Here is a 25,391-nt window from a genome sequence, read left to right as displayed (position 1 = left end):
GACGTCACGATCGCGGCCAATGACCATGCCTTCGGAGTGCCAGATGAATTTCCATTCGCCCTATAGCCACGGCTTCATTCGCGGCGCCGCCTGCACGCCCGTCTGCGAACTCGGCGACCCGGACTTCAACGCGCGTGCAACGCTCGACCTCGCCCGTGAAGGTCACGCGCGCAGCGTTGCGCTGATGGTGTTTCCGGAGCTTGGCATTTCCGGCTATTCGATCGACGATCTGCTCGGCCAGGACGTTCTACTCGATGCGGTCGAAAGCGCGCTCGCAACGATCGTCGAGGAAAGCAAGGCGCTGCTTCCCGTGCTTCTTGTCGGCGCACCGCTGCGTCACGAAGGACGTCTGTTCAACTGCGCCGTCGTCATCCATGCAGGCCGCATTCTCGGTGTGGTGCCGAAGACCCATATCCCGAATTACCGCGAATTCTACGAGAAGCGCTGGTTCGCATCCGGCCGCAGCGTGCGCGACATGATGATTTCGGTTGCCGGACAATCGGTGCCCTTCGGCATCGATCTGCAGTTTGCCGCTGAAAATATCCGCGATTTCATCTTCCACGTGGAGATCTGCGAAGACGTCTGGCTGCCAGCGCCGCCGAGCGATTTCGGCGCCATGGCCGGTGCTCTGATCCTCACCAACCTGTCGGCCAGCAACATCACCGTCGGCAAGGCGGAGATGCGCAAGCTGCTTTGCGCCACCCAGTCGGCGCGCAACTTTGCCGCCTATCTCTATTCGGCCGCAGGCCCCGGCGAATCCACCACCGATCTCGCCTGGGACGGCCAGGCCTGCATCTACGAACTGGGCGATCTGTTGGGCGAGACCGAGCGTTTTCCGGCCGGCCCGCAGATGTGCGTCGCCGATATCGATGTCGAGCGGCTGCGTCTCGAGAGAATGCGCACCGGCACGTTCAACGATGCCGCAACGCTGCATCTGACGGCAGGCAAGACGTTCCGGCGCGTCCTGTTCGACTTCGAGCGGCCGCAAGAAACGCTTGATCTGGAGCGGGCCATCCAGCGCTATCCGTTCGTGCCATCAGATCCGAAGCGGCTCGACCAGGATTGCTACGAAACCTTCAACATCCAGGTCCAAGGCCTGATGAAGCGGTTGAAATCGACCGGCATCAAGCGGCTCTGCATCGGCATTTCAGGCGGCCTTGATTCCACCCATGCGCTGCTGGTCGCAGCCAAGGCCTATGACCAGCTCGGCTGGCCGCGCACCGATATTCTCGGCTTTACCATGCCGGGTTTTGCCACCGGCGACGACACGAAGTCGAATGCCTGGGCGCTGATGCGCGGCATGGGCATTACGGCGGAAGAGGTGGATATCAGGCCGCTCGCCACCCAGCTTCTGCACGATCTCAAACATCCGTTCAGCGGCGGCGAGCCGGTCTATGACGTGACGTTTGAAAATGTGCAGGCGGGTCTGCGAACCGATTTCCTGTTCCGCGCCGCCAACCAGCGCAACGCGCTTGTGCTCGGTACCGGCGACCTGTCGGAGATCGCGCTCGGCTGGTCGACCTACGGCGTCGGTGACCAGATGAGCCATTACAACGTCAACGCTTCGGTGCCGAAGACGCTCATCCAGCACCTCATCCGCTGGGTCATCGAGGCCGAGAGCTTCGATGACGAAACCAATGCGACGCTGCAGCGCATCCTCAATACGCTGATTTCGCCGGAACTGGTGCCGGCGGGCGCCGATGGCGCCATGCAGAGCACGGAAGACAAGATCGGCCCCTACGATCTGCATGATTTCACGCTCTACTATCTCACCCGTTTCGGCCTGAAGCCGTCGAAGATCGCCTATATGGCGCTGCAGGCGTGGAAGGACGCCGGCGCTGGTGCCTGGCCGTCGCATTTCCCGGAGGAGAAAAAGCGGCAGTTCGATCTGCCCGTCATCAAGCGCTGGATGGAGACGTTCCTGTTCCGGTTCTTCACAATCAGCCAGTTCAAGCGCTCCGCGTCGCCGAACGGGCCGAAGGTGACGTCGGGCGGTTCGCTCTCGCCGCGCGGCGACTGGCGGGCGCCGTCGGATGGCAACGGCCGGATCTGGATCAAAGAGCTCAAGGACAACGTGCCGGACGCATGACGGCGGCGGTCACAACACGCAATTGTCAGGCGGAATCGGCGAAATCGGGAAACCGATGAGCGCCTACGGGGTTGTTCCTTCCAGAGACAACAGGGAAGGAGCTCAATTCATGGAACTCAACCGTCGAACCGTTCTCACCGCAACCGCTTTCACAGCGGCCGCTGCGGTGTTTCCAATTCCCAATATCGCACGGGCCGCCGCGCCGTTTGCACAGCCGAAGCTGCCATTCGGCGAGGGCGATCTGGCACCCGTCATTTCCGCAAAGACCGTGGGCCTGCATTACGGCAAGCATCACAAGGCCTATTTCGACAAGCTGAACACGCTGTCGACCGGCACCAAATATGCCGACATGGATCTTGAGGCGATCGTTGTGGAATCAGCCAAGTCCGATGCCGATGCGGACAAGAAGATCTTCAACAACGCCGCCCAGGCCTGGAACCATGTGGCCTACTGGGATCAGTTCGTACCCGGTGGCCCGAACCGGCCGCAGGGCGAGCTGGCAACGACGATCAACGAGACGTTCGGCGACTATGATGGCTTCATCAAGCGCGCCGTCGATATCTCGGATACCGTGTTCGGCACCGGCTGGGTGTGGCTCACTCGGGATGACGCCGGCAAGCTGGCGCTGATCGGCTATGAGGACGGCAAGAACCCGATTGCTGTCGGACGTCCCGCCTATCTCGGCATCGATATATGGGAACATGCCTATTACGTCGATTACGAGAACCGAAAGCCGGAGCATATCCGCGCCGTCCTCGACAAGCTCGTGAACTGGCGTTCGGTCGAGGAACGCATGGCAGCCTGAAGCTGCGATGTTCCCTTTAGTCAACAGAGAGAGGAGTGCCCATGGCCCAGGATCCATTTGAACCCGTACCCGGCCCAATCCCGCCAACACCCGCTCCGCCGGTCCCTCCGATCGGTGAGCCGGAGCCCGACAGGTTGCCGGACGAAGATCCGGTGCCGAACCCGGATGAAAACGACGATCCGCCGCAATACGCCTGAGTTAGCGGCACACCACGAAGAACGGACGGCCGGTCAAGGGACCGGCTGTCTTTCTGTCTGCTTCGCCGGAAGGCGCCATAGGCCCGTCCGCTTTCCCCTCACCAGTGCCTGCATCGGCCGCTCCAGCGCTTCATAGGCGAGGACGCCGACCAGCGTGCCGGCGACTACGGCGATCGTGGTTGCCGCGACAGGCGGCAGGGATGCAGACGACAGGATCTTGACGGCGACCGAGACCGCAAACGTATGCCAGATGTAGATTGAGTATGACGCATCGCCGAGATAGGCGAGGGCAGGGATCTTTGGGACCGAGCGGCTCTTTTCAAGGCTGAGCGCGCCGGTCACCAGCATGATCGCAAGCGGTCCACAGGACCACGCATCGAATTCAAGCTTGAAAATCTGGATCGCCGCGAACCCGGCGATCGACAGGCAGATCAGCGCCAGCCCGATCGTGGCCGGCGGGACCGCGCCGCGCTGCCAGAGTTTCGCAAGTGCTGCACCTGCCACGAATTCCAGAATGACCGGGGCCGTGTAGAAGCCAACCGACGGATTTTCGGGCGGCATGACGAGGCCGATTGCGACAAGCGTTCCGAACACCAGCGCCAGCAACGGAAGCCGGGCCGATGGGCGCGCAAACAGGGTGAGCGCAAACACGGCGTAGAAGAAGATCTCGTAGTTCAGCGTCCAGCCCTGCACGAGGACAGGCCAGAGTGCGCCGGTGCTGGGCGAGGCAACGGGCAGGAACAGCAGCGAGCCCAGCACATGCGGCAGGCTCAGCACGAGGTTTGGAAACGCACCGGCGAGGGCGCCGGCGATCATCAGAAGCGTCGCCGCCCAGTAGATCGGCACGATGCGCAGCAGCCGGTTTTTGAAGAACTTGCCGGGACTTGCCGAGCGGGCGTCGCTGATCGCCATCATGATAAAGCCGCTGACGACGAAGAACACGTCGACACCCGCCGCACCGATGGTGAAGTGCAGGCCGCTTTTCTCGCCGGCATGAAACAGCACCACGGCCAGCGCCGCAAAGGCTCTCAGATACTGGATCGAATAGAGAGTAGGCATTGTCTTCACGTCCTTCGACGCCCGTTCGGGCGTGTCAGCCTGCCGGAATGCCCGGTTCGCCATTTTGCCCGCGCTCGGGCCCCGTGGGTGAATTCGGCATGAAACCGTATTGAGGGCGGTCCGCCTTTGCCTTGACCGGCCTCACCGCCAGCGTCAGACGACCGGCCATGAAGTAGAACAGAAAAGACCCGACCTGGTATGGGTTGAGGATGTCGATCTCCACAAAGGACCGAATCACAAGCAGGGTCGACAGGCCGACAAACAGCAGCGATTCCGGCGTGCGCGAGATGGTCAGCAGCCGTTTCAGATGGCCGGTGAGGCAGGCGATCAGGATGAAGACAAGCAGGCCCGTGCCGATGATTCCAGTCTCCACCATGCTTTCGATATAGGTGTTGTGGAAATGGAAACCGCTGCGGCCGGTGATGAAGAATTCCTGCCAGAGGCGTTCGGCCTCGGAGGCACCTGGAACCCAGTACCCCTGGTAGCCCATGCCGATGATGGGAGACTGTGCAGCGGCGGCAATGCCCTGCTGCCACAGATAGGTGCGGCCCGTCAGGGTCGAGTCCTTGCCGAACACGCCGAGGATCGCATCCATCGCGCCAAACTGCAGCGCACCGACAATGCCGGCAAGCCCGAACACGAGCGCAATCGCAAAGAAGCCGCGTCGGTGCTTCGGCGAAAAGAACATGAACCCCTGCAGGCCGATGCAGAGCGCAACGACACCGGCCGTGGTTATGACAGAGGTCGCAGACTGCGAGGCGAGCAAGCAGTAGGCCGACAGGAGCGCGCCGCCGCCGGCACCGATCATCCAGATGCCGCGCATGCGAAACAGCATCACCGCCGCATAGGAGAAGATCACGCCGAGCGACGCGAAGAAACCCAGCTGGTTCTTGGAGGAAAATGCGCCGACGAAGCTGAACGTATTGTCCATCGCGTCCATCAGATAGGTGCCGAACAGGATCGAATAGACGAGCACGATCCCGGTTCCGATCAGGCCGCCGCGCAGCAGCGTCTTGGTGCTGAGCATCCGCATGGCAATCAATGCGCAGACGATATGCGTCAGATACTGGATGGCCGTGCGCAGCGACACGCCAAAGGCTGGCGACCAGAAAGCGGAGATGAAGCAGAAGATGCCGAAGGAGAAGATCCAGAGGAAACGGGAATAGCGGCCCAGCACCCGTCGGTAGTCGGTCACGACCGGGAGGAACCATACACCGTAATAGGCAAGGATCGAGATCTGCCCGAACCTGCTCGAATAGGCGAAGACGAAAAAGGACAGCGCGACAGCGGCAATCCCGTAGATCTCGTTCTTCTCCGGGTCGATCAGGGACGACTTGGCAATCTTCATCCGGTTACCCCTATTGCATCAGCAGTTCGGAGGTCACCTTCACCACGTCGCCCGGCATCAGACGGGCATTCTCGTCGACGGCCACTTCCTTGGGGCCGTCGCCTTCGTCGCGCACGACGGTGTATTTGATCGTCGCGGCTGTCTTGCTCGGGTCGAAGCGCAGCGCCTCGGCAGACTGTGCAACTGCCTCCGAGATCAGTTGGCGGCTGGTGGTCAGCTGCAGGCCGAGCTTTTCAAGTTCCGCTTCGGTATCCTGAAGCTCCTTCGCCCGGTCTGCTTCCCAGTCGTTGCGCAGGTTGATCTCGTCCTGGTTCGCCTGGCTGATATCCTGCTTTGCCTTCAAGGTCGACGTGTCGATGTCGAGCAGGGTCGACTGGATGCTGGCCGTGCGCTCCTCGATGGTCAGAAGGCGGCTGCTGGTTGCCAGACCCTGTTCGGTGAGCCGGGACATCTTGTCCCGGTTTTCCGACACGAGATCGAGCTGGCGCTGTTGCGTCTCTGTCTTTTGCGCGAGCGACTTCACTTCGCTTTCGAGAAGGCTGCGCAGCTCGTTGAGGGCCTGCAGCTGCAGCTCATAGCGGTCGCGGCGCGATTTCATCAGCGATGTCTCGCTGGCAATCAGCTGCGCGGCATTGGGCACGTCTTTCAGTTCCGCCGGGATTGGCAGATCGCGCGATCCGGAAACCTCGGCCACAAGCCGTGCCCGGCGGGCAATCAGGCGGCCGCGCTGGTTGTCGTAGACGGCAACGTCGCCCTGCGCGTTGATGAAATCCTTGGCGAAGCGCTGACCAGCATCTGAACGGCGCAAGCCGCCGGCAAGGCTTACCGCCTTCAGCACGGTCAGGTTCGGGGAATAGGGAAACTCTCCCGGGGTCGTGACGTCGCCTGCGAGATAGACCGGCCGGTACTGGCTGATTTCAACCGAGGCAGAGGGCAGGTTTCGAAGCGCAAACTTGTCGCGCAGCTGCTGGCCGATCAGACTGGCAACTTCGGCGGTCGTCTTTCCGGCTGCGTCGAGATCGCCGATAAACGGAAGCGACAGCGCGCCGGACGGGCCGACCGTGTATTCGCCGCCGACCACGTCCCAGTCGCGCACCGTGCCATCGGCCGGCTGCCATTCGGCCACGCGGATGCGCAGCTTGTCCATGACGCCGAGCTTATAGCCGCCGCTGGCAGGACCGCTTGCGGCAACCGCTGCAGGGGTCTTGGGTGCCGCTGCCTTGCCAGGTGTTGCGGTTTCGGCCTCAGTGGCGGTCTGTTGTGTGTTCTTCGGGGCTTTGTCCTGCGCCAGGACTGGCGCGACTGAACTCAGCAGCAGGGCGCCGGCTGCAAAAAGGAGCGCCGGCGAACCGCTTTTCGAATGATCGTTCTTCAACATCTACGGGTCCTTCAATCGCATTCAAACGCAAATCCGTGGGAGGTCGGCTCGCGCTTGTTTCGACTGTTGAGTTCGTCTGGTGACTTGTTCTTGGTTTTTCTTGCGGCCGGTGACCGACCAGGATTTCTCAGGCTATCAAAAGAAACTCAGATCAATAGCTGCCGCGGGCAAAGCAGACCGCAGGGATGGTCTTTGCAATGATGGCGATGTCGCGAACCAGCGACCAGTTCTGGACGTATTGCGTGTCGAAAGCGATGCGGGTCTCGTAGGACACATCGTTGCGACCGCTAATCTGCCACAGGCCTGTGAGGCCAGGACGGGTGCGAAGGTAGTAGACGGCAAAGGCGTCATAGACTTTCAGTTCCTCGTCCACGACCGGACGCGGTCCTACCACGCTCATTTCGCCACGCACGATGTTGAGCAACTGCGGCAGCTCGTCGAGAGAGAGCTTGCGCAGGACTTTGCCAACCGAAGTCACGCGTGGGTCGTCTTTCAGCTTGCGCGTCAGACGCCATTCTTCCGCGGCATGCGGATTGTCACGCAGATAGTTGCGCAGCAATTCGTCGCCGTCGGTCGCCATGGTCCGGAACTTGAGGCATTTGAAAATGCGTCCGTTATGGCCAATACGGCTATGGCCATAAAAGGCCGGGCCCTTATCGGTGAGTTTCACCAGGGCCATGATCATCAGAAATAGCGGGCTGAACAGGATCAGCGCGCATGCAGCTGCGGTCATATCGAAGCTGCGTTTAGCGAGGCCACCGATCGGGAGGGTACCGAAGGCCTGGTCGGAGTCTACAAACGGCGAACTAGCCGAACGTGTCGCTGACTTCATAGAGGGTAACTCCATTTAGGTTTTGCGATAGTCGGTGATGCCTTTCGGCGGGTCTTTTCGTCGACAATTTGATAATAAGTCTGTGTTCGGAATTTGATGCCAGCCAATTTTTTCCGGGAGCGCTGTCCCGATGCGGGTCGATGCGCGCCAAAATCCGATCAGCACTCCGATTTTTTTACAATCGATTGAATAGCGACCCCAGGTCTACTGTTCTTTTCTGGCAACTATACCCGGAGTTAGAATAATACCCGTGCCATTAGCGTATTGGGGGGCTTCTGCGCAGGGCCAGTCCAGAGCTAAACCTGTGATTGCTTCTTTGCGCAGGGCCAGGAAGTAGCTTGCGTATAAGACCAAAGGCCTACGCATTTCGCACCGCAATACAATGATGCAGCGCAATATGGCTTCGTCGGGCCTCGTCACCTTTGTAACAAAAGTTGAACGCCGGTGACCCGGACTCTGCGACATCCAGCAGCGGAATGTTCCAGACGGCGAGCTTCACGTCCAAATTGTGGCGAAAATGCGATTGGGCGCTGTGGTACCAAGGTAAGAAACCATTCACGCTAATCGCAAGGAACTGCCGAGGCGGGGCAGGGAACCGGCAAACCTTACGAAAGTTTCATTAATACTCGGCATAGCAGATGCTGTATTGCTTGCATCCGACTACTGCCGGTCCTATCGTGACGGTGCAGGGAGGAGCCTGCGTCTAGAAGCCAAGAACTATAAGCTGCTCGGGAGGGCGATCATGTATGCGCCGCGCGTATTTATAAGTATCCTTTGCGTCCTGGTCGTTTTCGCGCTCGCGTCCTTTTTCATCAGCGGGTCCGTCTACACAGCATTTATACACACGCTCCTCTGCGCGGTTATTATCCAGGTGGGTTATTTCGTTGGCATCGTTTACCTCGTTCACCGCGAGAAGCTCGCGGGTAGCAGGGGTCGGACAGATACCGCCGTCGCTGCGCGCTCCAGAGAGGTTTCCAACCTTCCGTCCGACGTGACGTCACACCTGCCTGCCCGGGATATCTAGCCGGCGCTCTCAGTCCCATTTCGGTTTTTGTTGCAGTGCTTCCATATGGAGGCCATCTTCCTGCGTTCAGGTCCTCGCACGACGAACGATGGAGACAGTCTCATGGAGAGCGCAACGGCCCACCCCGATGTTCAGACGATTTGCGTCGTCATCGCAGCCAAGAACGCGGCAGACACGATCGCCACCGCCGTCCGGTCCGCGTTGCAGGAAGCGCTTGTCAGCGAAGTCGTCGTGGTCGATGACGGCTCGAGCGACGACACGGCCGGCGCTGCCCGCAGTGTGGATGATGGCAGTGGGCGGCTGCAGATCATCTCGCTGGAGAAGAACCAGGGCCCGTCTGCTGCGAGAAACCGGGCGATCGCCGCTTCCAGTGCGCCGCTGATCGCCATTCTCGATGCGGACGATTTCTTCTTTCCTGGACGGTTCGAGCCAATGCTGGCGCTTGGCGACTGGGACATGCTGGCCGACAACATCGCCTTCATCTCCGATCCTGCCGCCGCAGTGCCGCCCGAAAAGTTCGAGTCGAGGGCGCGGACGATCTCGCTCATCGAATTCGTCGAGGGCAATATTTCCGAGCGCGGAAAGCCGCGCGGCGAGACAGGGTTTCTGAAGCCGATCATTCGTCGCTCGTTCCTCGATGCCCATCGTCTTCGGTACGACGAGGGCCTGAGGCTTGGCGAGGATTACGATCTCTATCTGCGGGCTCTGGCCAAGGGTGCGCGCTACAAGGTGATCGAGCATTGCGGCTACGGCGCCGTCGTCAGGGCCGATTCGCTCAGCAGCCGCCACCGGACCCATGACCTCAAGACGCTATACGAAGCGGACGAGGCGATCCTGTCGGATCCGCTGCTGCCGATGCAGGCCAGGGCGGTGATTACCCGTCACCGCGACCACATCCGGGAACGCTACGAGCATCGCGCCTTCCTTGATACCAAGTCGAATTCGGGGATTGTCGCAGCCGCTAGCTACATGTTCGGCCGGCCGCAGTTCCTGCCCTATGTCGCGCAGGCGATCCTGCTGGACAAGATGGAGGCAAGACGTGGCGGACCGGTTCCGGTCGCCACGCCGCATGCCATGCGCTATCTGCTTGCCGGGGTTCCGGCCGCAGCGGACCCTGCCGCCGTTCAGAAGTAGTCGCGGCGGATCTCGTCCAGAACAGCGCGAAAACGCTGCTTTTTGTCTTGGAGCATCGCATCCGGGCTGAGCTGTGGCTCGGTACGGCTGGCCTGCCAGAGCGCCAGGATCGACGGTGCCGCAAGGACCTGCTTCGCCATGCCGCGAAGGCCTGACTGAGCAGGAGCTGCAGGGGCAGCGGTCCGCGTCATCACCGATGCGTCTGCGCTTGCAGTTTCGTGATGGGCCGGCTGCTGCTGGCCGCCGCCGCCGTCGAAGCTCATTCCCCAGAACTTGGTTTTCTTGGCCACTGCCTCGGCGCGTGTCGAAACCGGCACGAAGTGCGGATTGTAGGTCGCACCGACGGACTGCGCCCAGTCGTTCCACTTGAAATTGTTGATGGATCTGGATGTGCTGACCGCAATCCACGGCACCCGGAATGCATCGGCCAGGATCGCGCCATGCATGGATTCAGCAACGATCATCTCGGACTGGGCAATCGCCCGGATGACCGATTTCGCCTCGCCGCGCGGGTCGAGCCAGGTCAGTCCGGCGGGCTCGCAGACCGATTGCCACATACCGAATTCCGCCGATTCCCAATGGGGAACGAAGGTCTTCTTGTGGATCTTTGGCAGGTTCTGGAATTCCGGCATGTCCGGGATGAGGGCCGCGGGGTCAGTGATCCCTCTGTCGAGGGGAAGACCGAGCTTCGCCGCCGTCAATGGTCCGCGCACGCAGCGCACGTCCCATTCGGGATCATTGATATCGGGTGCCTCGCCATAGCCATAGCCGCTGCCGATCACCAGTTTCTTCTGCCCGGGCGGAAGCAGGACGGGGTTGAGAACGGTACCGACGCCGACCAGCATCGTATCGGCGTGGACGTCGCGAAAGCCCGGAAGAAGATAATCCCAGAGCCACAGATTGAGGTCGTCGCCGAAATTGCCGTGGTGGGATGCCCAGTAATAAGGTTGCATGCAAGCCTCCTGATGGGAGTGAAGTCTTTGTAAAAAATGCGAAGTTTACGTCGCCGAGCGCTCGCGCGCACCCATACCGAGTTTCCCTGCGCCCAGTTCGAAGGCCGCGCGGATCAGCGCCGGATCGCGCATCACCCATTTGGCCAGCAGGCCGAATTCCGGGCTCTGGCGCCGCTTCATCCGCCCGGCCTGGCTCCACAATGCCTGCCGTCTTGCGGTGTTCTTATAACCTGCAATCGACGCGACGTCGCCCGGCCTGTTGCTGAAACGCTGTTCCAGCGTATCAAGCGCCACCCAGGTGTTGAACTGCTGGCGCAGGAATTCCGGCGACTGGTTGTCGATCGAATGGAAGATGTTGATGCCCATGCCGCGGGCAGCGCCCGGCTCGTCGCAGAGGATCGTCCGCTTCGATTTCAGGATGCAGTCGCAGAAGAACAGCACGTCTTCGGCGGCCAGTCTCAATTCGGGCTCGAAGCGGACAGCCTCGAAGACCGGACGGGACATCACCATGCAGGTGAGATGCAGAAAGCTCCAGTTGCGCAGCATGACGCTTGCCAGGTCCTGAAGCTCGATGATGAGCGGCTTTTCCGATAGCCGTGTGCCGCCTTCGGTCTTTTCCAGCTGCGCCATGCCGAAGTGGTAATAGAACTCTTCGCTCGCCTGCATCGAGGCCCAGTAGCACTCGGCGCCGAAGCGGCTCATGCTCTCGAATGCGTTGGTGAGATGATCCGGAAGCCACACGTCGTCGCTGTCGAGAAGCGCCACAAAACGCGTTTCGGCGGGCACCGCGTCCAGCCCGGTATTGCGCGCCGCCCCCGGCCCGCCATTCTTTTGTTCGATGATTCGGATGCGCTCGAGCCAGGTCGGATCGGCGTCCTGAAGTTCGATTTTCGCGTTATGGGGTGACTCGTCGTCCACGACGATGATATCAAAATCCACGAAGCTCTGGCTGAAAACAGATTGCAGGGCCCGGGTAAGGATACCCGGTTCCCGTTGATAAAATGGAATAATTACGGTGAATGTCGCCATGTTTCTGCCCCTGCTTTTTTCAAGAATTGCAAACCGCTAGCCGCCTGGACGGCTTGGATTGCGGCTTCACGCTGGCTCTCAATCAGTATCCAACAATAGGAATTCGAAGATGGCCCCAACCCAAGGCGTGAAGACGATCACGACAAATGTCGGTTGGAGTGTGCTGTCAAAGACCGCCACATTCGGGCTGAAATTTGTCACTGTACCGATATTGGCAAGACTGTTGACCCCGGAAGATTTCGGAACGGTGGCTGTCGCACTCACCGTTGTACAGTTTTTGGCGATGATCGGTGGTGCCGGTTTGACGTCGGCGCTGATCGTCGATCGGGACAGCGGCATGGATACGGTGCACACCGTTTTCTGGGCCAATCTCGCGATGTCTCTGATCATGTCCGTGATCCTTTTCCTCGGCGCAAACGGCATCGGCAGCTGGATGGGTGCGGCCCAGAGCGCCGATCTCCTGCGTATCATGGCCTTTCTCATTCCGCTGCAACTGACGGCCGATGTCGCCTATTCGCTGCTCGCCCGCGAGATGAATTTCAGCAAGGACGCGATCCTCAGCACGGTGTCGGAAACCACGGCGGCGCTGGTCGCCTTGGCGCTTGCCTTCATGGGGTTCGGCATCTGGGCGCTGGTCGTGCAGCTGTTTTCCTCGGCGGTGATCCGGCTTGTCGGCCTCTACTCGATCACGCGCTACGTGCCGCGTTTTGTCATCAAGCCCGATCGGATGGGGCCGCTGGTGCGCTATTCTTCAGGGCTGATGGGGTCCGAGATCGCCAATTTCGTGACCTTTCAGGCGCCGATGGTGGTGATCGCGCGTATGTTGACCCTTGCCGATGCGGGCGCCTATTCGGCGGCCAACCGGTTTGCCAGCATTCCGAACCAGGTCGTGCTGTCGGCGGTAATGGGCGTGCTGTTCCCCGCCTTCAGCCTGATGGGCGACGACCGCAAGCGCCGCACCGACGCGCTGATGCTGTCCACCCAGGTGATGACGGTCGTGCTGGCGCCGGCCATGTTCGGGCTGTGGGCGGTGGCGGAACCGGCCATGCTGGTGCTGTTCGGGCCACAATGGGCCTATGCCTGGCCGGTGCTTGGCCTGCTCGCGCTGTCGAAGGCGATCGTAACGCCCTGCAGCACGTTCATCCCCTATCTCAAGGGCACGGGCCAAAGCCGGGTTCTGTTCTGGTCGGCGGTGCTGCGCGCCATTGCAACGACACTCGCCATCATCCTCGGTGCCACCTATGGCAGCCTTGTAGATGCCATGGTGGCGCTTTGCGTCGTCAACGCCATCACGCTGGTCGGTTATTCCTGGGCCGTGTTCCGGGTCGACGGCATTCCGTTCTTTTGGGGTCTGATGACCAGCAGCCGGTCGATGCTCACCTCGCTCGTCATGGGCGTCGGGGTCCGGTTGACCCTTTCCACCTTCGAAGCACAGCTCACCAGTCCCTATCTCCAGCTCCTCGTTGGCGCTGTCGTGGGCGGCGTGCTCTACGGCGCCATGTTCCTCGTGACGGAAAGGGCGCTGGTCAAAAAAATAATCGGCATGGTCAAGCGGCGTCGTGGTGGGGCGGTTGCGGACGCACCTCCTGCATAACGAAGGATGCCTTTGCCTCATCGTTGAGACGCATTTTCGCCTTAATCGCGCCGCAATCGGGCGAGGATGCGAACCGATTTGATTGAGCATCGTCTGAGGTCGAAGTTATTTTCACGACGAATTGATTTTTTTCTATGTTGTGCAGTGCAGCATAGGAAATCAGTGATCCCCCCGGAATCCATAGCGTTTCAGCACTCGCGAAAGTAGAACTCGCGAATGGAACGGGTAACGGGATGCCGCTGCGGGCCGGGCGGATCCCGGCTTTTCGCTGCGCCGCCACATTTTGTGCCAAACTGCACCTGATCCTTGGCACTCGAAAATGCGGGCTCAAAGTCTGCTCTGATTGAAACGGTGGTGACGGGAGGCGCCGCCCAAAAAGGGTAGTTCGTTTGACTGTTGATCAAACCATTTCCTCCCGTATCAATTTGATGCGCATCCTTCTGATCTCGGGCATCGTGTTCGTCCACGTCCCGTTCGATCCGCAGACCAGCCCGTTCCTCGGCCAGAACGGTTTCTTCGATTGGCTCCGCGTGTTTTTTGGCGACAGCCTGTTTCGTATCGGCGTACCGTGCCTCAGCGCGATTTCCGGCTATCTGCTGTTTCGCCGTGGCTGGGATGCTTTCGACTACGGCAAGGTGATGCAATCCAAGGCGCGGACCGTGCTTGTGCCGTTCCTGTTGTGGAACCTCGGCCTGTTCGCCGTCGTCCTTCTGGTGCAGCGCGCCGGCATGGGCATCGGGTATTTCCCGGACCTGTGGAATGCATCCTCCCGTGAACTGGCGAACTATGCGTTTGCGAGCGAGAATTTTCCCGTCGACATCCCGCTCTATTTCCTGCGTGATCTTGTCGTCTGCATCGCCCTGTCGCCAATCCTCGCCTTCTTCGTGCGCAAGGCTGCGGTGCCGACGCTGGTCATCCTGTTCGTGGTGGCGATCCTGCCGGATCTCACGCTCTTCATCGTTTTGAAGAAGTCGATCCTGTTCTCCTTTACCTTCGGCATCTTCCTCGCTTTGAACCGGATCGATCTCTCGGCGCTCGACCGTTTCGCCATTCCCGGAACGGCACTGGTTGTCGCCGCCGCCGTCCTGTTGTCGATCGCGCTTTATCAGACGGGACCGGACTATTCCTGGTCGCTTGAGCTTCTGCGCAACGCGCTGTCGATCATCGGTGCGGGCGGATTCTGGCTGATGTCGGCACTTGCTATCCGCTCGACGCTCGGCAAACGGCTGGCCGCCACCGGCAGCCTCAGCTTCTGGATCTTCTGCGCCCATTACCCGCTGCTCGTGGTGATGTGGATGGTCTGGAACCGCATTGCGGGCGATCAGCTTTACCCGCTGTTCTATGTCGGCGCGATTTCCTCGGCCCTCGTGATCCTGGTGATTTCGAATGCGCTGGTGTCGCGCCTTATGCCCGGCCTTTATCAGACGCTGACGGGCAGTCGCGGCCGCAAGGCAAAGCTTGCGCAGACACAGAACTCCAATTCGTCCGGGCATTCCGCGCATGGCCGCGAGCCCGCCCTGACCCACAGAAGAGGTGAAACATGACGGCACCAGCCAGACAGATTCGACCCGCTTTCCGAGCCGCTGCAACGGCATTCGCCGCGTTGACGGTGCTCGCCTGCGCTCCAGCTTTTGCCCAGGCGCCTCAGCCTCCGGCGCCTCCCGGGACAGCCCCTAATGCTCCAGATCAGGCAGCCAGCAAGCATCCGGGTGGCAAACCCCACCCGGGTGGCAAGCCGCAGCCGGATGCCAAGGGCACGTCCTTCGTCGAGAATTTCGATCGGCTCGACCGCTCGTTCTGGTTCGTATCGAACGGCTGGAACAACGGCGCCCATCAGAACTGCACCTGGTCACAGCGCCAGGTCACGACGGATGGCGGCAATCTGAAGCTCACCTTCGAGGAGCGCCAGAACAAGGACCGGAAGAACGTCTGCGGCGAGGTTCAGACCCGCGCGCGGTTCGGTTACGGTACCTATGAGGCGCGCTACAAATCGGCGACCGGTCCTGGCCTCAACTCGGCCTTCTTCACCTATATCGGCCCGACCGACAAAAAGCCCTGGGACGAGATCGACTTCGAGGTGCTCGGCAAGAATGTCGATCAGGTTCAGCTCAACCAGTACATCAATGGCAAGGGCAAGAACGAGAAGATCGTTCCCGTCGCCGGTGGCGCGGACAAGGGCTTCAACGACTACGCCTTCATCTGGGAGCCGGAGCGGTTGCGCTACTTCCTCAACGGCAAGCTCGTGCAGGAAGTCACCGACCCGGCGAAGATCCCGCAGAACGCCCAGAAGATCTTTCTGAGCTTGTGGGGCAGCGATACGCTGAAATCCTGGATGGGCCCGTTCGCCTATTCCGGTCCCACCACGATGGAAATCGACCGCATCGCCTATACGGCGCTCGGCGAAGACTGTGCTTTCCCGCAATCCGTGCTTTGCACGCTCAACTGATCTTTCGACACGGAGTTGAACGACTTGACACTGCAGGTTCTCTATCTGGCCCATGATCTTGCCGACCCGGCCATTCGCCGGCGGGTGCTGACGTTGAAAACCGGCGGCGCCAGCGTCACGGTGGCAGGCTTCAGGCGCGCGGGAAACCTGCTGGGTCAGGAAGACGGCGTGCGCTCTGTCGATCTCGGTGCAACGCAGGACGGACAGTTCAGCCAGCGCATCAAGGCCGTGGTGGCCGCACGCATGCAGTTGAAGAAGAAGCTTGCCGGCATTCCGGTGCCGCAGGTCATCATCGCCCGCAATCTCGAAATGCTGGTTCTGGCCGACGGGGCAGCGTCGCTGTTCGGCGGCGACGTGCCCGTCGTCTACGAATGTCTCGATATCCACCGCCTGCTGCTCGATGAGGGCGCCAAGGGCCGTATGCTGCGTGCCGTGCAGCGGCATTTCGCAAAATCGGCCCGGCTTCTGATCACCAGTTCGCCGGCCTTTGTCGAAAACTTCTTCAAGCCGAGATCGGGTCTCGATCTTCCGGTCCTTCTGCTCGAAAACAAGGTTCTCCAGCTTCATGAGGCGTCCGCCGCAAAGCCGCAACCACGTCTGCCGAAGCAGGGTGAACCCTTGAAGATCGGCTGGTTCGGTGCGATCCGCTGCCGCAAGTCGCTCGATATCCTGACGGCCTTCGCAAAGCACATGAACGGCGCGGTCGAGGTCATCATCCGCGGACGGCCGGCCTATAGCGAGTTTGCCGATTTCGACGCGCAGGTGAAGAACGCGCCGTTCGTGCGTTTCGAGGGTCCCTACCGCAACCCGGAGGATCTGGCGGAGATCTACAACGAGGTGCAGTTCACCTGGGCGATCGATTTCTTCGAGGAAGGTCTGAACTCCGAGTGGCTTTTGCCGAACCGTCTCTATGAAGGCGGGCTGCATGGCGCGGTCCCGATCGCACTGGCGCGCACCGAGACCGGCCGCTTTGTGGCTAAGCGCGATATCGGCATCCTTCTCGACAACGCGACGCCTTCCGATCTGGAAACCCTGTTCTCGGGCATGACCGACGCACTCTACCTCGATCGGTTCACCCGGCTTGCGGCCGTCGATCGCAGCCAGTGGGTCACTGATGCTGACGATTGCCGCGCGCTGGTCGACAGGCTTGCGGGGCTCAATCGCAATAATTCGCTGGCCGTACCGTCGGTACCGGCCGTTTCAACCGTGCAGTCGTGAGGTGAGATAGGTCATGCGTGTGCCTTCGAATGCCGATGTTTCCCATGGCGACCTGTCCTTGATCCGGACACTGATCGTCGTTCCGTGCCTTGATGAGGCAAAGACCATCGAGCCGCTTTTGCGCAAGCTCGACCAGCAGCGAAGCTCGGCCAGCGACATGATCGTGGTTGCCGATGGCGGCAGCAAGGATGGCACGCAGGAGATCGTCCTTCGCGTCGCGCAGGAACTGCCGAACGTGGCGCTGATGCACAATGCCAAGCGCATCCAGAGTGCGGCGATCAATCTCGCCGTCCAGCGGTTCGGCGCGGAGTTCGAATATCTGATCCGCATCGACGCGCATGGCGATTATCCCGACGATTACTGCCGGACGCTTTTGCAGGAAGCGGTGTCGCTGGAAGCGGATTCGATCGTGGTCGGCATGGAAACGGTGGGCTTTGGCCTGTTCCAGCGGGCAACGGCTGCGGCGCAAAACTCCAAGCTCGGCAATGGCGGCTCCAAGCACCGGGCCGGCGGCGGCGGCGAGTGGGTCGATCACGGTCACCATGCGCTGATGCGCATCTTCGCGTTTCAGGCTGTCGGCGGCTACGACGAGAGCTTCAGCCATAACGAGGATGCGGAACTGGATTTCCGCCTTCGCCAATCCGGTTTCCGCATCTGGATGACCGGCAAGACCTACATGACCTACTATCCGCGCTCCAGTGCGTCGGCGCTGTTCCGGCAGTATCTCGGCTATGGCCGCGGCCGGGCGAAGAACCTTCTGAAGCATCGGTCGATCCCCAAGATCCGCCAGGCCATTCCGCTGGCGGTCGCACCGGTCGTGATCGGCGCGGTGCTTGCGGTCCTCTACTGGTGGGCGGCCATTCCGCTGGTTGTCTGGGCGGTCGCCTGCCTCGGCTACGGCGTCTGGATGGCTGTGGGCCAAAATAACCCGCTCGGTCCGCTTGCCGCGGTGTCGGCGATGATCATGCATTTCGCCTGGTCGGCAGGTTTCTGGCTGGAACTGATCGGCATCAAATCGAGGAGGCGTGCATGATCGTGGCTGGCAGCGGCAAGCTCCGCATCGATATCGGCATCTGCACCTATCGGCGCCCGGAACTGGAGGTCACGTTGCGGTCGCTGTTCGCTCTCGACGTGCCTGAACACACGCAGGTCCGGCTGATCGTCGCCGACAATGACGCAGAGCCGAGTGCGCAAGCCCTGGTGGAGAGACTGAAAGCTGTCTCGCCCTTCGAGATCACTTATGTCCATTGCCCGAAATCGAACATCTCGATTGCCCGCAACGCCTGCCTTGCCGCCTGCCAGGCGGATTATCTGGCGTTTATCGACGATGACGAGACGGCCGGTCCTGGCTGGCTCGCAGCGCTTGTCGATCGCGCCGAGGCGACGTCGGCCGATGCTGTCCTCGGCCCCGTCCGCGCCATCTATCCCGCCGATGTGCCGGCCTGGATGCGCAGCGGTGATTTCCACTCGACCAATCCCGTCTGGGTCGATGGGCGTATCGTCACCGGCTATACCTGCAACGTGCTGCTCGACATGCGCTCACCGAAGCTTGCGGCCCGCAAGTTCGCGCTGTCGCTCGGCCAGAGCGGTGGCGAGGATACGCACTATTTCACTCAGCTGACCGATGCCGGCGGACAAATCGAGTTTGCCCGCGAGGCCATGCTGGAAGAGCCGGTGCCGAAGAAGCGCGCCAGCTTCTCGTGGCTTGCCAAACGCCGCTTCCGCTCCGGCCAGACCCATGGCCGCATCGTTGCCGCAAAGAGTGCCGGTCTGTCGCGGTTCAAGAAAGCAGCAATCGCCGGGCTGAAATTTGGCTATTGCGCCGTGGTCACCATCGCAACTGTCACAATTCCGGTCACCCGCACGCGCTATGCCCTGCGCGCAGCACTGCACGCCGGTTCGGTCATGGGGACGCTCGGCATGCGCGAGATCCGCCAGTACGGCATGGTGGAGGCCACATGACATCTGTTGTCACCGCACCCGATGTCAGCTTCGTCATCGCCGCCTACAATGCTGAGGAGACGCTGGAAAGCGCGATCGATAGCGCGCTCTCCCAGGTCGACGTGTCCCTGGAAGTAATCGTCGTCGACGACTGCTCCAGCGACGGCACGCGCGAGCTTGCGCTTCGCTGCCGCGATCGCGACGATCGCGTGAAGCTCATCGTCCAGCCCGCCAATGGCGGACCGGCGGCCGCGCGCAATGCCGGGTTCGATGCGGCAACCGGCCGCTGGATCGCCGTGCTCGATGCCGACGACACGATCCATCCGCAGCGCCTGAAGCGGATGATCGCACGCGCCGAGGCGATGGATGCACGGATCGTGGTCGACAATATCGACGTCGTCCCGCTCGAAGGCGGCGAGCCGACAGCGATGTTTTCGCGCGCCGATCTGGAAGCGCGCAAGACGCTCGAACTCGCCGATTTCATCGAATCCAACATCATCTTCGAAAGCACGTTCAATTTTGGCTATATGAAGCCGATCTTCCGCCGCGATTTCCTCAATCAGCACGGCTTGCGCTTTGACGAGAACCTGCGGATCGGCGAGGATTACATCCTGCTTGCATCTGCGATTGCGAGCGGCGGCGTCTGCGCCATCGAGCCCGAGGCCGGTTACGTCTACCACCTGCGCCACGGTTCGATCTCAAGGGTGCTGAAACCCGAACACCTCACGGCGATGCTTGCCGGCGACGAGAAGTTCCTTAAGCGCTTCTCTCTCGAGCCGCGGGCAATGACCGCCCAGCGCCGCCGCACGCAGAGCATTCGGGAAGCGGCATCCTTCCTCACACTCGTCGACCAGATCAAGAAGCGGTCGGTCGGCGGGATCCTGAAAACGGCAATCGACAATCCGCGGGCGCTCAAGCACCTGCGCATGCCGATTGCCGTCCGTATGCGCCGGTTCGCAAGAGCTGCCGGCGTTTCTTGACAATCCGATCGACGGGGCGGGGGCGTCCCGGAAAGGACAACGACACTATGGAAATGAGACCTGTTCGCAAGGCGGTCATTCCGGTTGCAGGCAATGGAACACGGTTCCTGCCGGCTACCAAGGCGATGCCAAAGGAAATGCTGACGATCGTCGACAGGCCCGTCGTGCAATATGCGGTGGATGAGGCCATGCAGGCCGGTATCGAGCACATCATCTTCGTGACCAGCCGTAACAAGACGGCGATCGAAGACTATTTCGACAGCAATCCCGAACTGATCGCCAGCCTCACCCGCGCCGGCAAGACGGTTCAGGTGACCCAGCTCGAAAAGATGCTGCCGCTCGCCGGCACCGTCAGCTACACCCGCCAGCAGGTTCCGCTCGGTCTCGGCCACGCCGTCTGGTGCGCCCGCGAACTGGTGGGCAACGAGCCCTTCGCGCTGCTTTTGCCGGATATGGTGTCCTATGGCGCCCGCGGCTGCATGGCAGGCCTCGTTGATCTCTACGAGGAAGTCGGCGGCAACGTCTTTGGTGTCGAGCAGTGCGCGCCCGAGGAGACGTCGAGCTATGGCGTCGTCGCGATCGGCGAAAGCAAGCAGCACGGCTTCGAAGTGACCGGCATGGTCGAAAAGCCGGCACCGGCCGATGCACCGTCGAACTATTACCTTAATGGTCGCTATATCCTGCAGCCGCAGATCTTCGAACTGCTGGAAAGCCAGGAACGCGGAGCCGGCAACGAGATCCAGCTGACCGACAGCATGCAGAAACTGCTGCAGAAGCAGCCGTTCCACGCACAGCCCTATACCGGACGGACCTTCGACTGCGGTTCCAAGCGCGGTTTCATCGAAGCCAATGTGGCCTTCGCGATGTTGCGGAGCGATATGGGCGAGGAGATCTATCACTCCGTCAAGGAGCTTCTCGCCAACCACGAATCGAAGGTTAAGGCGGCTTAAGGGCCGCTCCAACGTCGCAGTCAGACCAAAGCCCGAGGAACGGCAGTCCATTTCTGCCGTTCCTCTCGACAATTCCGGAAAGCGGACAAAGCCATGGACCAGGTTAATTATAGGCCGATGAACATCTTCCCGAACGAGCAAAAAGAAACTGACACGTTCATCGACCTCGACAAGCTGTGGTCGGCAGCTATGCGTCGGCTTGGCGTGATCATCATCTGCGTGGTCGCCATGGTCGCGCTTGCGGCAGCCTATCTGTTTACGGCGCAGCCGAAATACACGGCCGCGACGCAGATTTTGGTGGACGACAACCTGTCCCGCTATGCGGAAGAGGAAACCGAAGGCCAGACCGCGCAGCAGATCGACAACCGCATGTCCAGTTCGGTCGAGATCCTGAAATCCAAGGCGCTGGCGCTCAGCGTCGTCGACAAGGGCAAGTTTGCGGAAAACGATCTGATCGTCGATCCGCCCAAATCGCCGGTCGATCTTGCCAAGGACATGGTGAAAAGCGTTGTCTCGCTGGTGTCATCAGGCGGCCCGTTGCCGAGCGAAGACCAGGTGCGCGCCGGACGCCGTGAAAAGGCTGCCGCCATCCTTCAGCAGTCGATCACCGTCGAGCGCGTCGGACGCAGCTCGGTCATCTCGCTCTCCGTCCGCTCGCCAGACCCGGTTCTTTCCGCCCAGCTTGCCAAGACCTATGCCAGTTCCTTCCTCACGGAAGAGCTTAACGCCAATTTCGACGCGACCGAGCGCGCTTCCGTATGGCTCCAGGAGCGTTTGAACGACCTCAATATCCGGGCACAGCAGGCATCGCTGACCGTCGAGCAGTACAAGCGCGACAACGGCCTCGTATCGCCGCGCGGCGAGCTGATGTCGGCCCAGCAGCTGTCCGATCTCAACACCCAGCTCATTTCGGCGCAGGCCGAAGTCGCCAGCGCCCAGGCCCGCTACAACCAGTACAAGGTGATCATCGACAAGGGCTCGGAAGCAGCCGTCGCAAATGCCGTCGTCGCCAACCGCGATACAGACAACACGGTGCTGCAGAACCTTCGCCAGCGCTACACGATGGTCAACGATCGTGAAAAGGGCGTGGTCGAGCAGTTCGGCGCCGATCATCCGCAGGCAGTCGCACTTCGCTCGGAAAAGCAGGACCTGGCGCAACAGATCCTGCGCGAACTGCAGCAGCTGACCGGTTCGTTCCGCAACGAGCTGGATGTCGCAAGCTCGCGCGAGCAGTCGCTGCGCGCCAGCATCGAAAGCGTCGCCGGCCGCAACCAGGATGCCAATGTCTCCATGGTACAGCTGCAGGAACTGCAGCAGCGCGCCGATGCTCTGAAGACGCTCTACCAGTCCTATCTGCAGCGGTTCGAACAGGCGTCGCAGCTGCAATCGCTGCCGATCGCCAAGGCCCGCGTCATCTCGGAAGCCGGCGTGCCGATCTCGCCGTCCAGCCCGCGCAAGACGCTCACCATGGCTCTGTCCGTCGTGCTTGGACTGCTGCTCGGCGGCGCACTTGCAGCGCTTCTGGAATTCCGCGAGCGCTTCTTCCGCACCGGCGCCGACGTGCAGGACAAGCTCGGCGTCCGCTTCCTCGGTTACCTCCCGAAGATTGGCAGCGCCCAGACCGACGACAACGGCTCCGACAAGCCAGCCGACGCCATCGACGGCCAGATCCTGCCGGAGGGTGATCCGATCGCGCTTCGCCGCAAGATGCGTGTCGCCGTCGAAGCACCGCGCTCGCAGTTTGCCGAAACGCTGCGCAATGCCAAGCTTGCCGCCGATATCGTGCTGCAGGGTCGCAAATGCTCTGTCATCGGCGTCGTCTCCTGCCTTCCCGGCGAAGGCAAGTCGATGGTTGCGGCAAACCTTGCCGGCCTGATCTCGTCCAACGGCGTTCGCACGCTGGTCATCGATGGCGATCTGCGCAATCCGGGTCTGTCCAAGATGCTGGCGAGCGAGCCGGATGTCGGCCTGATCGACGTCGTGCTGCAGAAGGTTCCATGGACGGCTGCCGCCCGCGTCGACCGCCGCTCGCGCCTGACGATCCTGCCGATGACCACCCGCAGCCGCCAGCTTGCCCATACATCGGAGCTTCTCGCCTCGACCGGCATGAGCCAGTTCCTCGAAAGCATCAAGGACACGTTTGACGTCATCATCGTCGACCTGGCACCGCTGATCCCTGTTATCGATGCGAAGGCCTTCGAGCCCTATGTCGACGGCTTCATCTTCGTCACCGAATGGGGTGTCACGCCGGTCAAGGCCGTGCAGAGCGTGCTTCAGTCGGAACCGCAGATTGCCGCAAAGACGATCGGCGTCATTCTCAACAAGACCGAGATGGGCGAGCTGCGCAAATATGCCGATCCGGGCGCGCCAGAGCGCCTGCATTCAAGCTATTCATCCTATTACAAGGATGCCATTCCCGGCGTGCCGCGCTAAGTTGCGGCACGTTCCGAAAGACTGATCGAAGGCCGCCGCTCCCTGAGGAACCGGCGGCCTTTCACGTTTCAGTGGTTGCCATGTGCCTTTAGCGCCAATGCGTGCTTCCGTGCGGGAACAAAATTCCCTACCATGTCCCCAGTCCGATGATCCGCGAGGCCGAATTTCATGAGCACTCTCAACCGTTTCTCCGTTCACCCGCTGGCATCCATGACGCGATTGCTCGCCGACGTCGCGTCGGCACGGCGCGAGCCTGATCTGGTCATCCGGGATGCACGGATGCTGTCGACCTATTCGGAGCGCATCCTGCCCGGGCGGGAAATCTGGCTCTCCGGCGGCCGTATCGCCGCGGTAAAGCCCACCGGTTCCTACAAGGGAACATCGGCCAAGATTTACGACGCAAAGGGCGGCATTCTCGCGCCTGGCCTCGTCGATCCGCATATCCATATCGAATCCTCGATGGTGACGGCCTGCGCCTATGCGGAGGCTGCCCTTCTCAATGGCACCACCACGATCTTCTGCGACAGCCACGAGATCGGCAATGTCATGGATGTCGCCGGTGTCGAGGCGATGCTGGAAGACGCGCGCATGGCGCCGCTGTCGATCTTCCTGACGGTGCCGAGCACCGTTCCCGCCACCTCGCCGGAACTGGAAACCGCCGGCGGCGACCTGACGCCGGACAAGATCGCAGCGCTGTTCGACAAATGGCCGGAAGCTGTGGCGCTCGGCGAAAAGATGGATTTCGTACCTGTCGCGATGGGCGACGAACGCAGCCATGCGATCCTCGCTGCTGCTCTGTCGCGCGGCCGTCCGGTGTCTGGACATGTCTATGGCCGTGAATTCGTCGCGGCCTACGCGGCCTCCGGCGTGACCGATACCCATGAGGCGATCGACCGCGATATTGCTGACGATCTGCTGGAGGCGGGCGTCTGGCTTTTCCTGCGCGGCGGCCCGCCCACCACGCCCTGGCACTCGCTGCCGCAGGCGATCAAGACGATCACCGAGCTTGGCGCCTCGCACAAGCGCGTCGCTGTCTGCACCGACGACCGCGACGCCGAGGATCTGCTCGCATTCGGCATGGACTGGGTCACCCGCGAGGCCGTCAAATACGGCATGACGCCGGAACAGGCCTGGGCGATGGGCTCGCTGCATGGCGCGACCCGCTTCGGCATGGAAAACGAGATCGGTGGTCTCGGCGGTGGACGGCGTGCCGATCTGGTGCTCCTGTCCGATAACCTGGAGCCAGTCAGTACCTGGTATGGCGGCGAACTGGTCGTGGACCAGAAGAAGATCACGCCTGTTCTCGATGAGGCTTTGTCCAAACCCTATCGCTATCCGGAAGCCGCCTATCATACGGTCAAGCTGCCGAAGAACCTCAAGCTGACGCCGGATCTGCCGACCGAGACCGTCATTGCCCACACGATCAAGACGGAGCTGCCGGGCATCACGCTCGGCCATGTCACCGTCACCTTGGAGCCGGCCAATGACTGGCAGACCCAGTTCGACCGCCACGGGCTCTGCTTTGTCACGGTCGTGGAACGTCACGGCAAATCGCCGGGCAATGTCGCGCACGGTCTGCTCAACGGCTTCGGCCTGAAGAAGGGCGCCGTCGCTTCGTCGGTCGGGCATGACAGCCACAATATCATCGTCGCCGGCACCAATGAACGCGACATGCAGGTGGCGCTCGATGCGATCGAGGCTACCCAGGGCGGTGTCTGCGTGGTGATGGATGGCAAGGTGACGGCCATGGTGCCGCTGCCGATCGCCGGGCTTTTGTCCGACAAGCGCGTCCACGAGGTCGCCGACGAGGTGAAGGCCTTGAAGCTCGAATGGGAAAAGGCCGAATGCACGATCGCCTATATGGGCTTCAATCTCATTCCGCTGTCCGTCATTCCGGATATCCGCATTACCGACAAGGGCCTCGTGCTGGTGCCGGAAATGCAGATCCAGACCCTGTTCGAACCGGCATGAGTTTTTGAGA

The 25,391-nt window shown here is 61.2% G+C and carries 21 protein-coding genes; 15 read left to right on the top strand and 6 right to left on the bottom strand.

Annotated elements, in window-relative coordinates:
* The first annotated feature begins 43 nt into the window (after positions 1-43).
* The 3 genes from ASG19_RS20165 to ASG19_RS24265 all read left to right on the top strand — a co-directional run bounded on the left by ASG19_RS20165 (position 44) and on the right by ASG19_RS24265 (position 3,091).
* On the top strand, positions 44-2,089 hold the full coding sequence (locus tag ASG19_RS20165; RefSeq protein ID WP_062461602.1) for an NAD(+) synthase: 2,046 nt from the start codon (positions 44-46) through the stop codon (positions 2,087-2,089).
* A 109-nt stretch (positions 2,090-2,198) separates the two neighbouring features.
* Positions 2,199-2,894: a superoxide dismutase gene (locus ASG19_RS20160; RefSeq protein WP_062461599.1), complete on the top strand. Its 696-nt coding sequence runs from the start codon at positions 2,199-2,201 to the stop codon at positions 2,892-2,894.
* Between the two features lie 41 nt (positions 2,895-2,935).
* A complete protein-coding gene (locus ASG19_RS24265) occupies positions 2,936-3,091 on the top strand; it encodes a hypothetical protein (protein WP_092659468.1) in 156 nt (51 codons plus the stop codon).
* Between the two features lie 33 nt (positions 3,092-3,124).
* On the opposite strand, the gene ASG19_RS20155 is transcribed toward ASG19_RS24265, so the two are convergent.
* The 4 genes from ASG19_RS20155 to ASG19_RS20140 form a co-directional block, all read right to left on the bottom strand.
* The gene (locus ASG19_RS20155; protein WP_062461988.1) at positions 3,125-4,150 is read right to left on the bottom strand and encodes an acyltransferase; all 1,026 of its coding nucleotides are present in this window, start codon (positions 4,148-4,150) and stop codon (positions 3,125-3,127) included.
* Between the two features lie 34 nt (positions 4,151-4,184).
* Entirely contained in the window at positions 4,185-5,498 is a 1,314-nt protein-coding gene (locus tag ASG19_RS20150) for an O-antigen ligase (protein ID WP_082476449.1), read from the bottom strand.
* A gap of 10 nt (positions 5,499-5,508) precedes the next feature.
* Positions 5,509-6,876, bottom strand: a complete 1,368-nt coding sequence (locus ASG19_RS20145; RefSeq protein WP_082476448.1) for a polysaccharide biosynthesis/export family protein — start codon at positions 6,874-6,876, stop codon at positions 5,509-5,511.
* A gap of 151 nt (positions 6,877-7,027) precedes the next feature.
* Positions 7,028-7,708, bottom strand: coding sequence for a sugar transferase (locus tag ASG19_RS20140; RefSeq protein WP_062461596.1), 681 nt, complete (start codon positions 7,706-7,708; stop codon positions 7,028-7,030).
* A 742-nt stretch (positions 7,709-8,450) separates the two neighbouring features.
* Here ASG19_RS20140 and ASG19_RS24645 point away from each other — a divergent pair.
* Positions 8,451-8,732, top strand: a complete 282-nt coding sequence (locus tag ASG19_RS24645; protein WP_082472025.1) for an exopolysaccharide production repressor protein — start codon at positions 8,451-8,453, stop codon at positions 8,730-8,732.
* A gap of 102 nt (positions 8,733-8,834) precedes the next feature.
* A complete protein-coding gene (locus ASG19_RS20130; RefSeq protein WP_062461590.1) occupies positions 8,835-9,866 on the top strand; it encodes a glycosyltransferase family 2 protein in 1,032 nt (343 codons plus the stop codon).
* Here ASG19_RS20130 and ASG19_RS20125 read toward each other — a convergent pair.
* Complete coding sequence (locus tag ASG19_RS20125; protein WP_062461587.1) at positions 9,857-10,819, bottom strand: polysaccharide pyruvyl transferase family protein; 963 nt, start codon at positions 10,817-10,819, stop codon at positions 9,857-9,859. The genes ASG19_RS20130 and ASG19_RS20125 overlap by 10 nt on opposite strands.
* A gap of 45 nt (positions 10,820-10,864) precedes the next feature.
* Positions 10,865-11,848, bottom strand: a complete 984-nt coding sequence (locus ASG19_RS20120; protein WP_062461584.1) for a glycosyltransferase family 2 protein — start codon at positions 11,846-11,848, stop codon at positions 10,865-10,867.
* 109 nt (positions 11,849-11,957) lie between these two features.
* Between ASG19_RS20120 and ASG19_RS20115 the strand changes: the two genes are divergently transcribed.
* The 10 genes from ASG19_RS20115 to ASG19_RS20070 all read left to right on the top strand — a co-directional run bounded on the left by ASG19_RS20115 (position 11,958) and on the right by ASG19_RS20070 (position 25,381).
* Positions 11,958-13,442, top strand: coding sequence for a lipopolysaccharide biosynthesis protein (locus ASG19_RS20115; protein WP_062461581.1), 1,485 nt, complete (start codon positions 11,958-11,960; stop codon positions 13,440-13,442).
* Positions 13,443-13,831: 389 nt separating this feature from the next.
* Positions 13,832-14,986 (top strand): acyltransferase, encoded by a 1,155-nt coding sequence (locus tag ASG19_RS20110; RefSeq protein WP_244476238.1) that lies wholly within the window; start codon positions 13,832-13,834, stop codon positions 14,984-14,986.
* Positions 14,983-15,888 carry a family 16 glycosylhydrolase gene (locus tag ASG19_RS20105; RefSeq protein ID WP_082476447.1) on the top strand — a complete coding sequence of 302 codons (906 nt, stop codon included), beginning with the start codon at positions 14,983-14,985 and terminating at the stop codon, positions 15,886-15,888. The genes ASG19_RS20110 and ASG19_RS20105 overlap by 4 nt, the downstream gene beginning before the upstream one ends.
* Positions 15,889-15,912: 24 nt before the next feature.
* On the top strand, positions 15,913-17,106 hold the full coding sequence (locus ASG19_RS20100) for a glycosyl transferase family 1 (protein ID WP_156466573.1): 1,194 nt from the start codon (positions 15,913-15,915) through the stop codon (positions 17,104-17,106).
* Positions 17,107-17,119: 13 nt separating this feature from the next.
* Positions 17,120-18,139: a glycosyltransferase family 2 protein gene (locus tag ASG19_RS20095; protein ID WP_062461576.1), complete on the top strand. Its 1,020-nt coding sequence runs from the start codon at positions 17,120-17,122 to the stop codon at positions 18,137-18,139.
* The gene (locus ASG19_RS20090) at positions 18,136-19,068 is read left to right on the top strand and encodes a glycosyltransferase family 2 protein (protein ID WP_062461573.1); all 933 of its coding nucleotides are present in this window, start codon (positions 18,136-18,138) and stop codon (positions 19,066-19,068) included. The genes ASG19_RS20095 and ASG19_RS20090 overlap by 4 nt, the downstream gene beginning before the upstream one ends.
* Positions 19,065-20,027, top strand: coding sequence for a glycosyltransferase family 2 protein (locus tag ASG19_RS20085; RefSeq protein WP_062461571.1), 963 nt, complete (start codon positions 19,065-19,067; stop codon positions 20,025-20,027). The genes ASG19_RS20090 and ASG19_RS20085 overlap by 4 nt, the downstream gene beginning before the upstream one ends.
* A 47-nt stretch (positions 20,028-20,074) precedes the next feature.
* Positions 20,075-20,977, top strand: a complete 903-nt coding sequence (locus tag ASG19_RS20080) for a UTP--glucose-1-phosphate uridylyltransferase (protein ID WP_062461568.1) — start codon at positions 20,075-20,077, stop codon at positions 20,975-20,977.
* Between the two features lie 93 nt (positions 20,978-21,070).
* Entirely contained in the window at positions 21,071-23,410 is a 2,340-nt protein-coding gene (locus ASG19_RS20075; RefSeq protein WP_062461565.1) for a Wzz/FepE/Etk N-terminal domain-containing protein, read from the top strand.
* A 168-nt stretch (positions 23,411-23,578) separates the two neighbouring features.
* Positions 23,579-25,381 (top strand): adenine deaminase C-terminal domain-containing protein, encoded by a 1,803-nt coding sequence (locus ASG19_RS20070; RefSeq protein ID WP_062461562.1) that lies wholly within the window; start codon positions 23,579-23,581, stop codon positions 25,379-25,381.
* Positions 25,382-25,391: the final 10 nt, after the last annotated feature.

Origin of the sequence: Rhizobium sp. Leaf306 (genome assembly GCF_001423425.1) — a bacterium.
GTDB classification, from domain to species: domain Bacteria; phylum Pseudomonadota; class Alphaproteobacteria; order Rhizobiales; family Rhizobiaceae; genus Neorhizobium; species Neorhizobium soli.
Note: the sequence above shows the minus strand (reverse complement) of the source record. Positions and strands in the feature narration are given on the sequence as shown.

Bases quoted from the DNA above. Each gene is read 5' to 3' on its own strand.
- ASG19_RS20165 (WP_062461602.1), top strand. From the start codon at position 44: ATGAATTTCCATTCGCCCTATAGCCACGGCTTCATTCGCGGCGCCGCC.
- ASG19_RS20160 (WP_062461599.1), top strand. From the start codon at position 2,199: ATGGAACTCAACCGTCGAACCGTTCTCACCGCAACCGCTTTCACAGCG.
- ASG19_RS24265 (WP_092659468.1), top strand. From the start codon at position 2,936: ATGGCCCAGGATCCATTTGAACCCGTACCCGGCCCAATCCCGCCAACA.
- ASG19_RS20155 (WP_062461988.1), bottom strand. From the start codon at position 4,150: ATGCCTACTCTCTATTCGATCCAGTATCTGAGAGCCTTTGCGGCGCTG.
- ASG19_RS20150 (WP_082476449.1), bottom strand. From the start codon at position 5,498: ATGAAGATTGCCAAGTCGTCCCTGATCGACCCGGAGAAGAACGAGATC.
- ASG19_RS20145 (WP_082476448.1), bottom strand. From the start codon at position 6,876: ATGTTGAAGAACGATCATTCGAAAAGCGGTTCGCCGGCGCTCCTTTTT.
- ASG19_RS20140 (WP_062461596.1), bottom strand. From the start codon at position 7,708: ATGAAGTCAGCGACACGTTCGGCTAGTTCGCCGTTTGTAGACTCCGAC.
- ASG19_RS24645 (WP_082472025.1), top strand. From the start codon at position 8,451: ATGTATGCGCCGCGCGTATTTATAAGTATCCTTTGCGTCCTGGTCGTT.
- ASG19_RS20130 (WP_062461590.1), top strand. From the start codon at position 8,835: ATGGAGAGCGCAACGGCCCACCCCGATGTTCAGACGATTTGCGTCGTC.
- ASG19_RS20125 (WP_062461587.1), bottom strand. From the start codon at position 10,819: ATGCAACCTTATTACTGGGCATCCCACCACGGCAATTTCGGCGACGAC.
- ASG19_RS20120 (WP_062461584.1), bottom strand. From the start codon at position 11,848: ATGGCGACATTCACCGTAATTATTCCATTTTATCAACGGGAACCGGGT.
- ASG19_RS20115 (WP_062461581.1), top strand. From the start codon at position 11,958: ATGGCCCCAACCCAAGGCGTGAAGACGATCACGACAAATGTCGGTTGG.
- ASG19_RS20105 (WP_082476447.1), top strand. From the start codon at position 14,983: ATGACGGCACCAGCCAGACAGATTCGACCCGCTTTCCGAGCCGCTGCA.
- ASG19_RS20095 (WP_062461576.1), top strand. From the start codon at position 17,120: ATGCGTGTGCCTTCGAATGCCGATGTTTCCCATGGCGACCTGTCCTTG.
- ASG19_RS20090 (WP_062461573.1), top strand. From the start codon at position 18,136: ATGATCGTGGCTGGCAGCGGCAAGCTCCGCATCGATATCGGCATCTGC.
- ASG19_RS20085 (WP_062461571.1), top strand. From the start codon at position 19,065: ATGACATCTGTTGTCACCGCACCCGATGTCAGCTTCGTCATCGCCGCC.
- ASG19_RS20080 (WP_062461568.1), top strand. From the start codon at position 20,075: ATGGAAATGAGACCTGTTCGCAAGGCGGTCATTCCGGTTGCAGGCAAT.
- ASG19_RS20075 (WP_062461565.1), top strand. From the start codon at position 21,071: ATGGACCAGGTTAATTATAGGCCGATGAACATCTTCCCGAACGAGCAA.
- ASG19_RS20070 (WP_062461562.1), top strand. From the start codon at position 23,579: ATGAGCACTCTCAACCGTTTCTCCGTTCACCCGCTGGCATCCATGACG.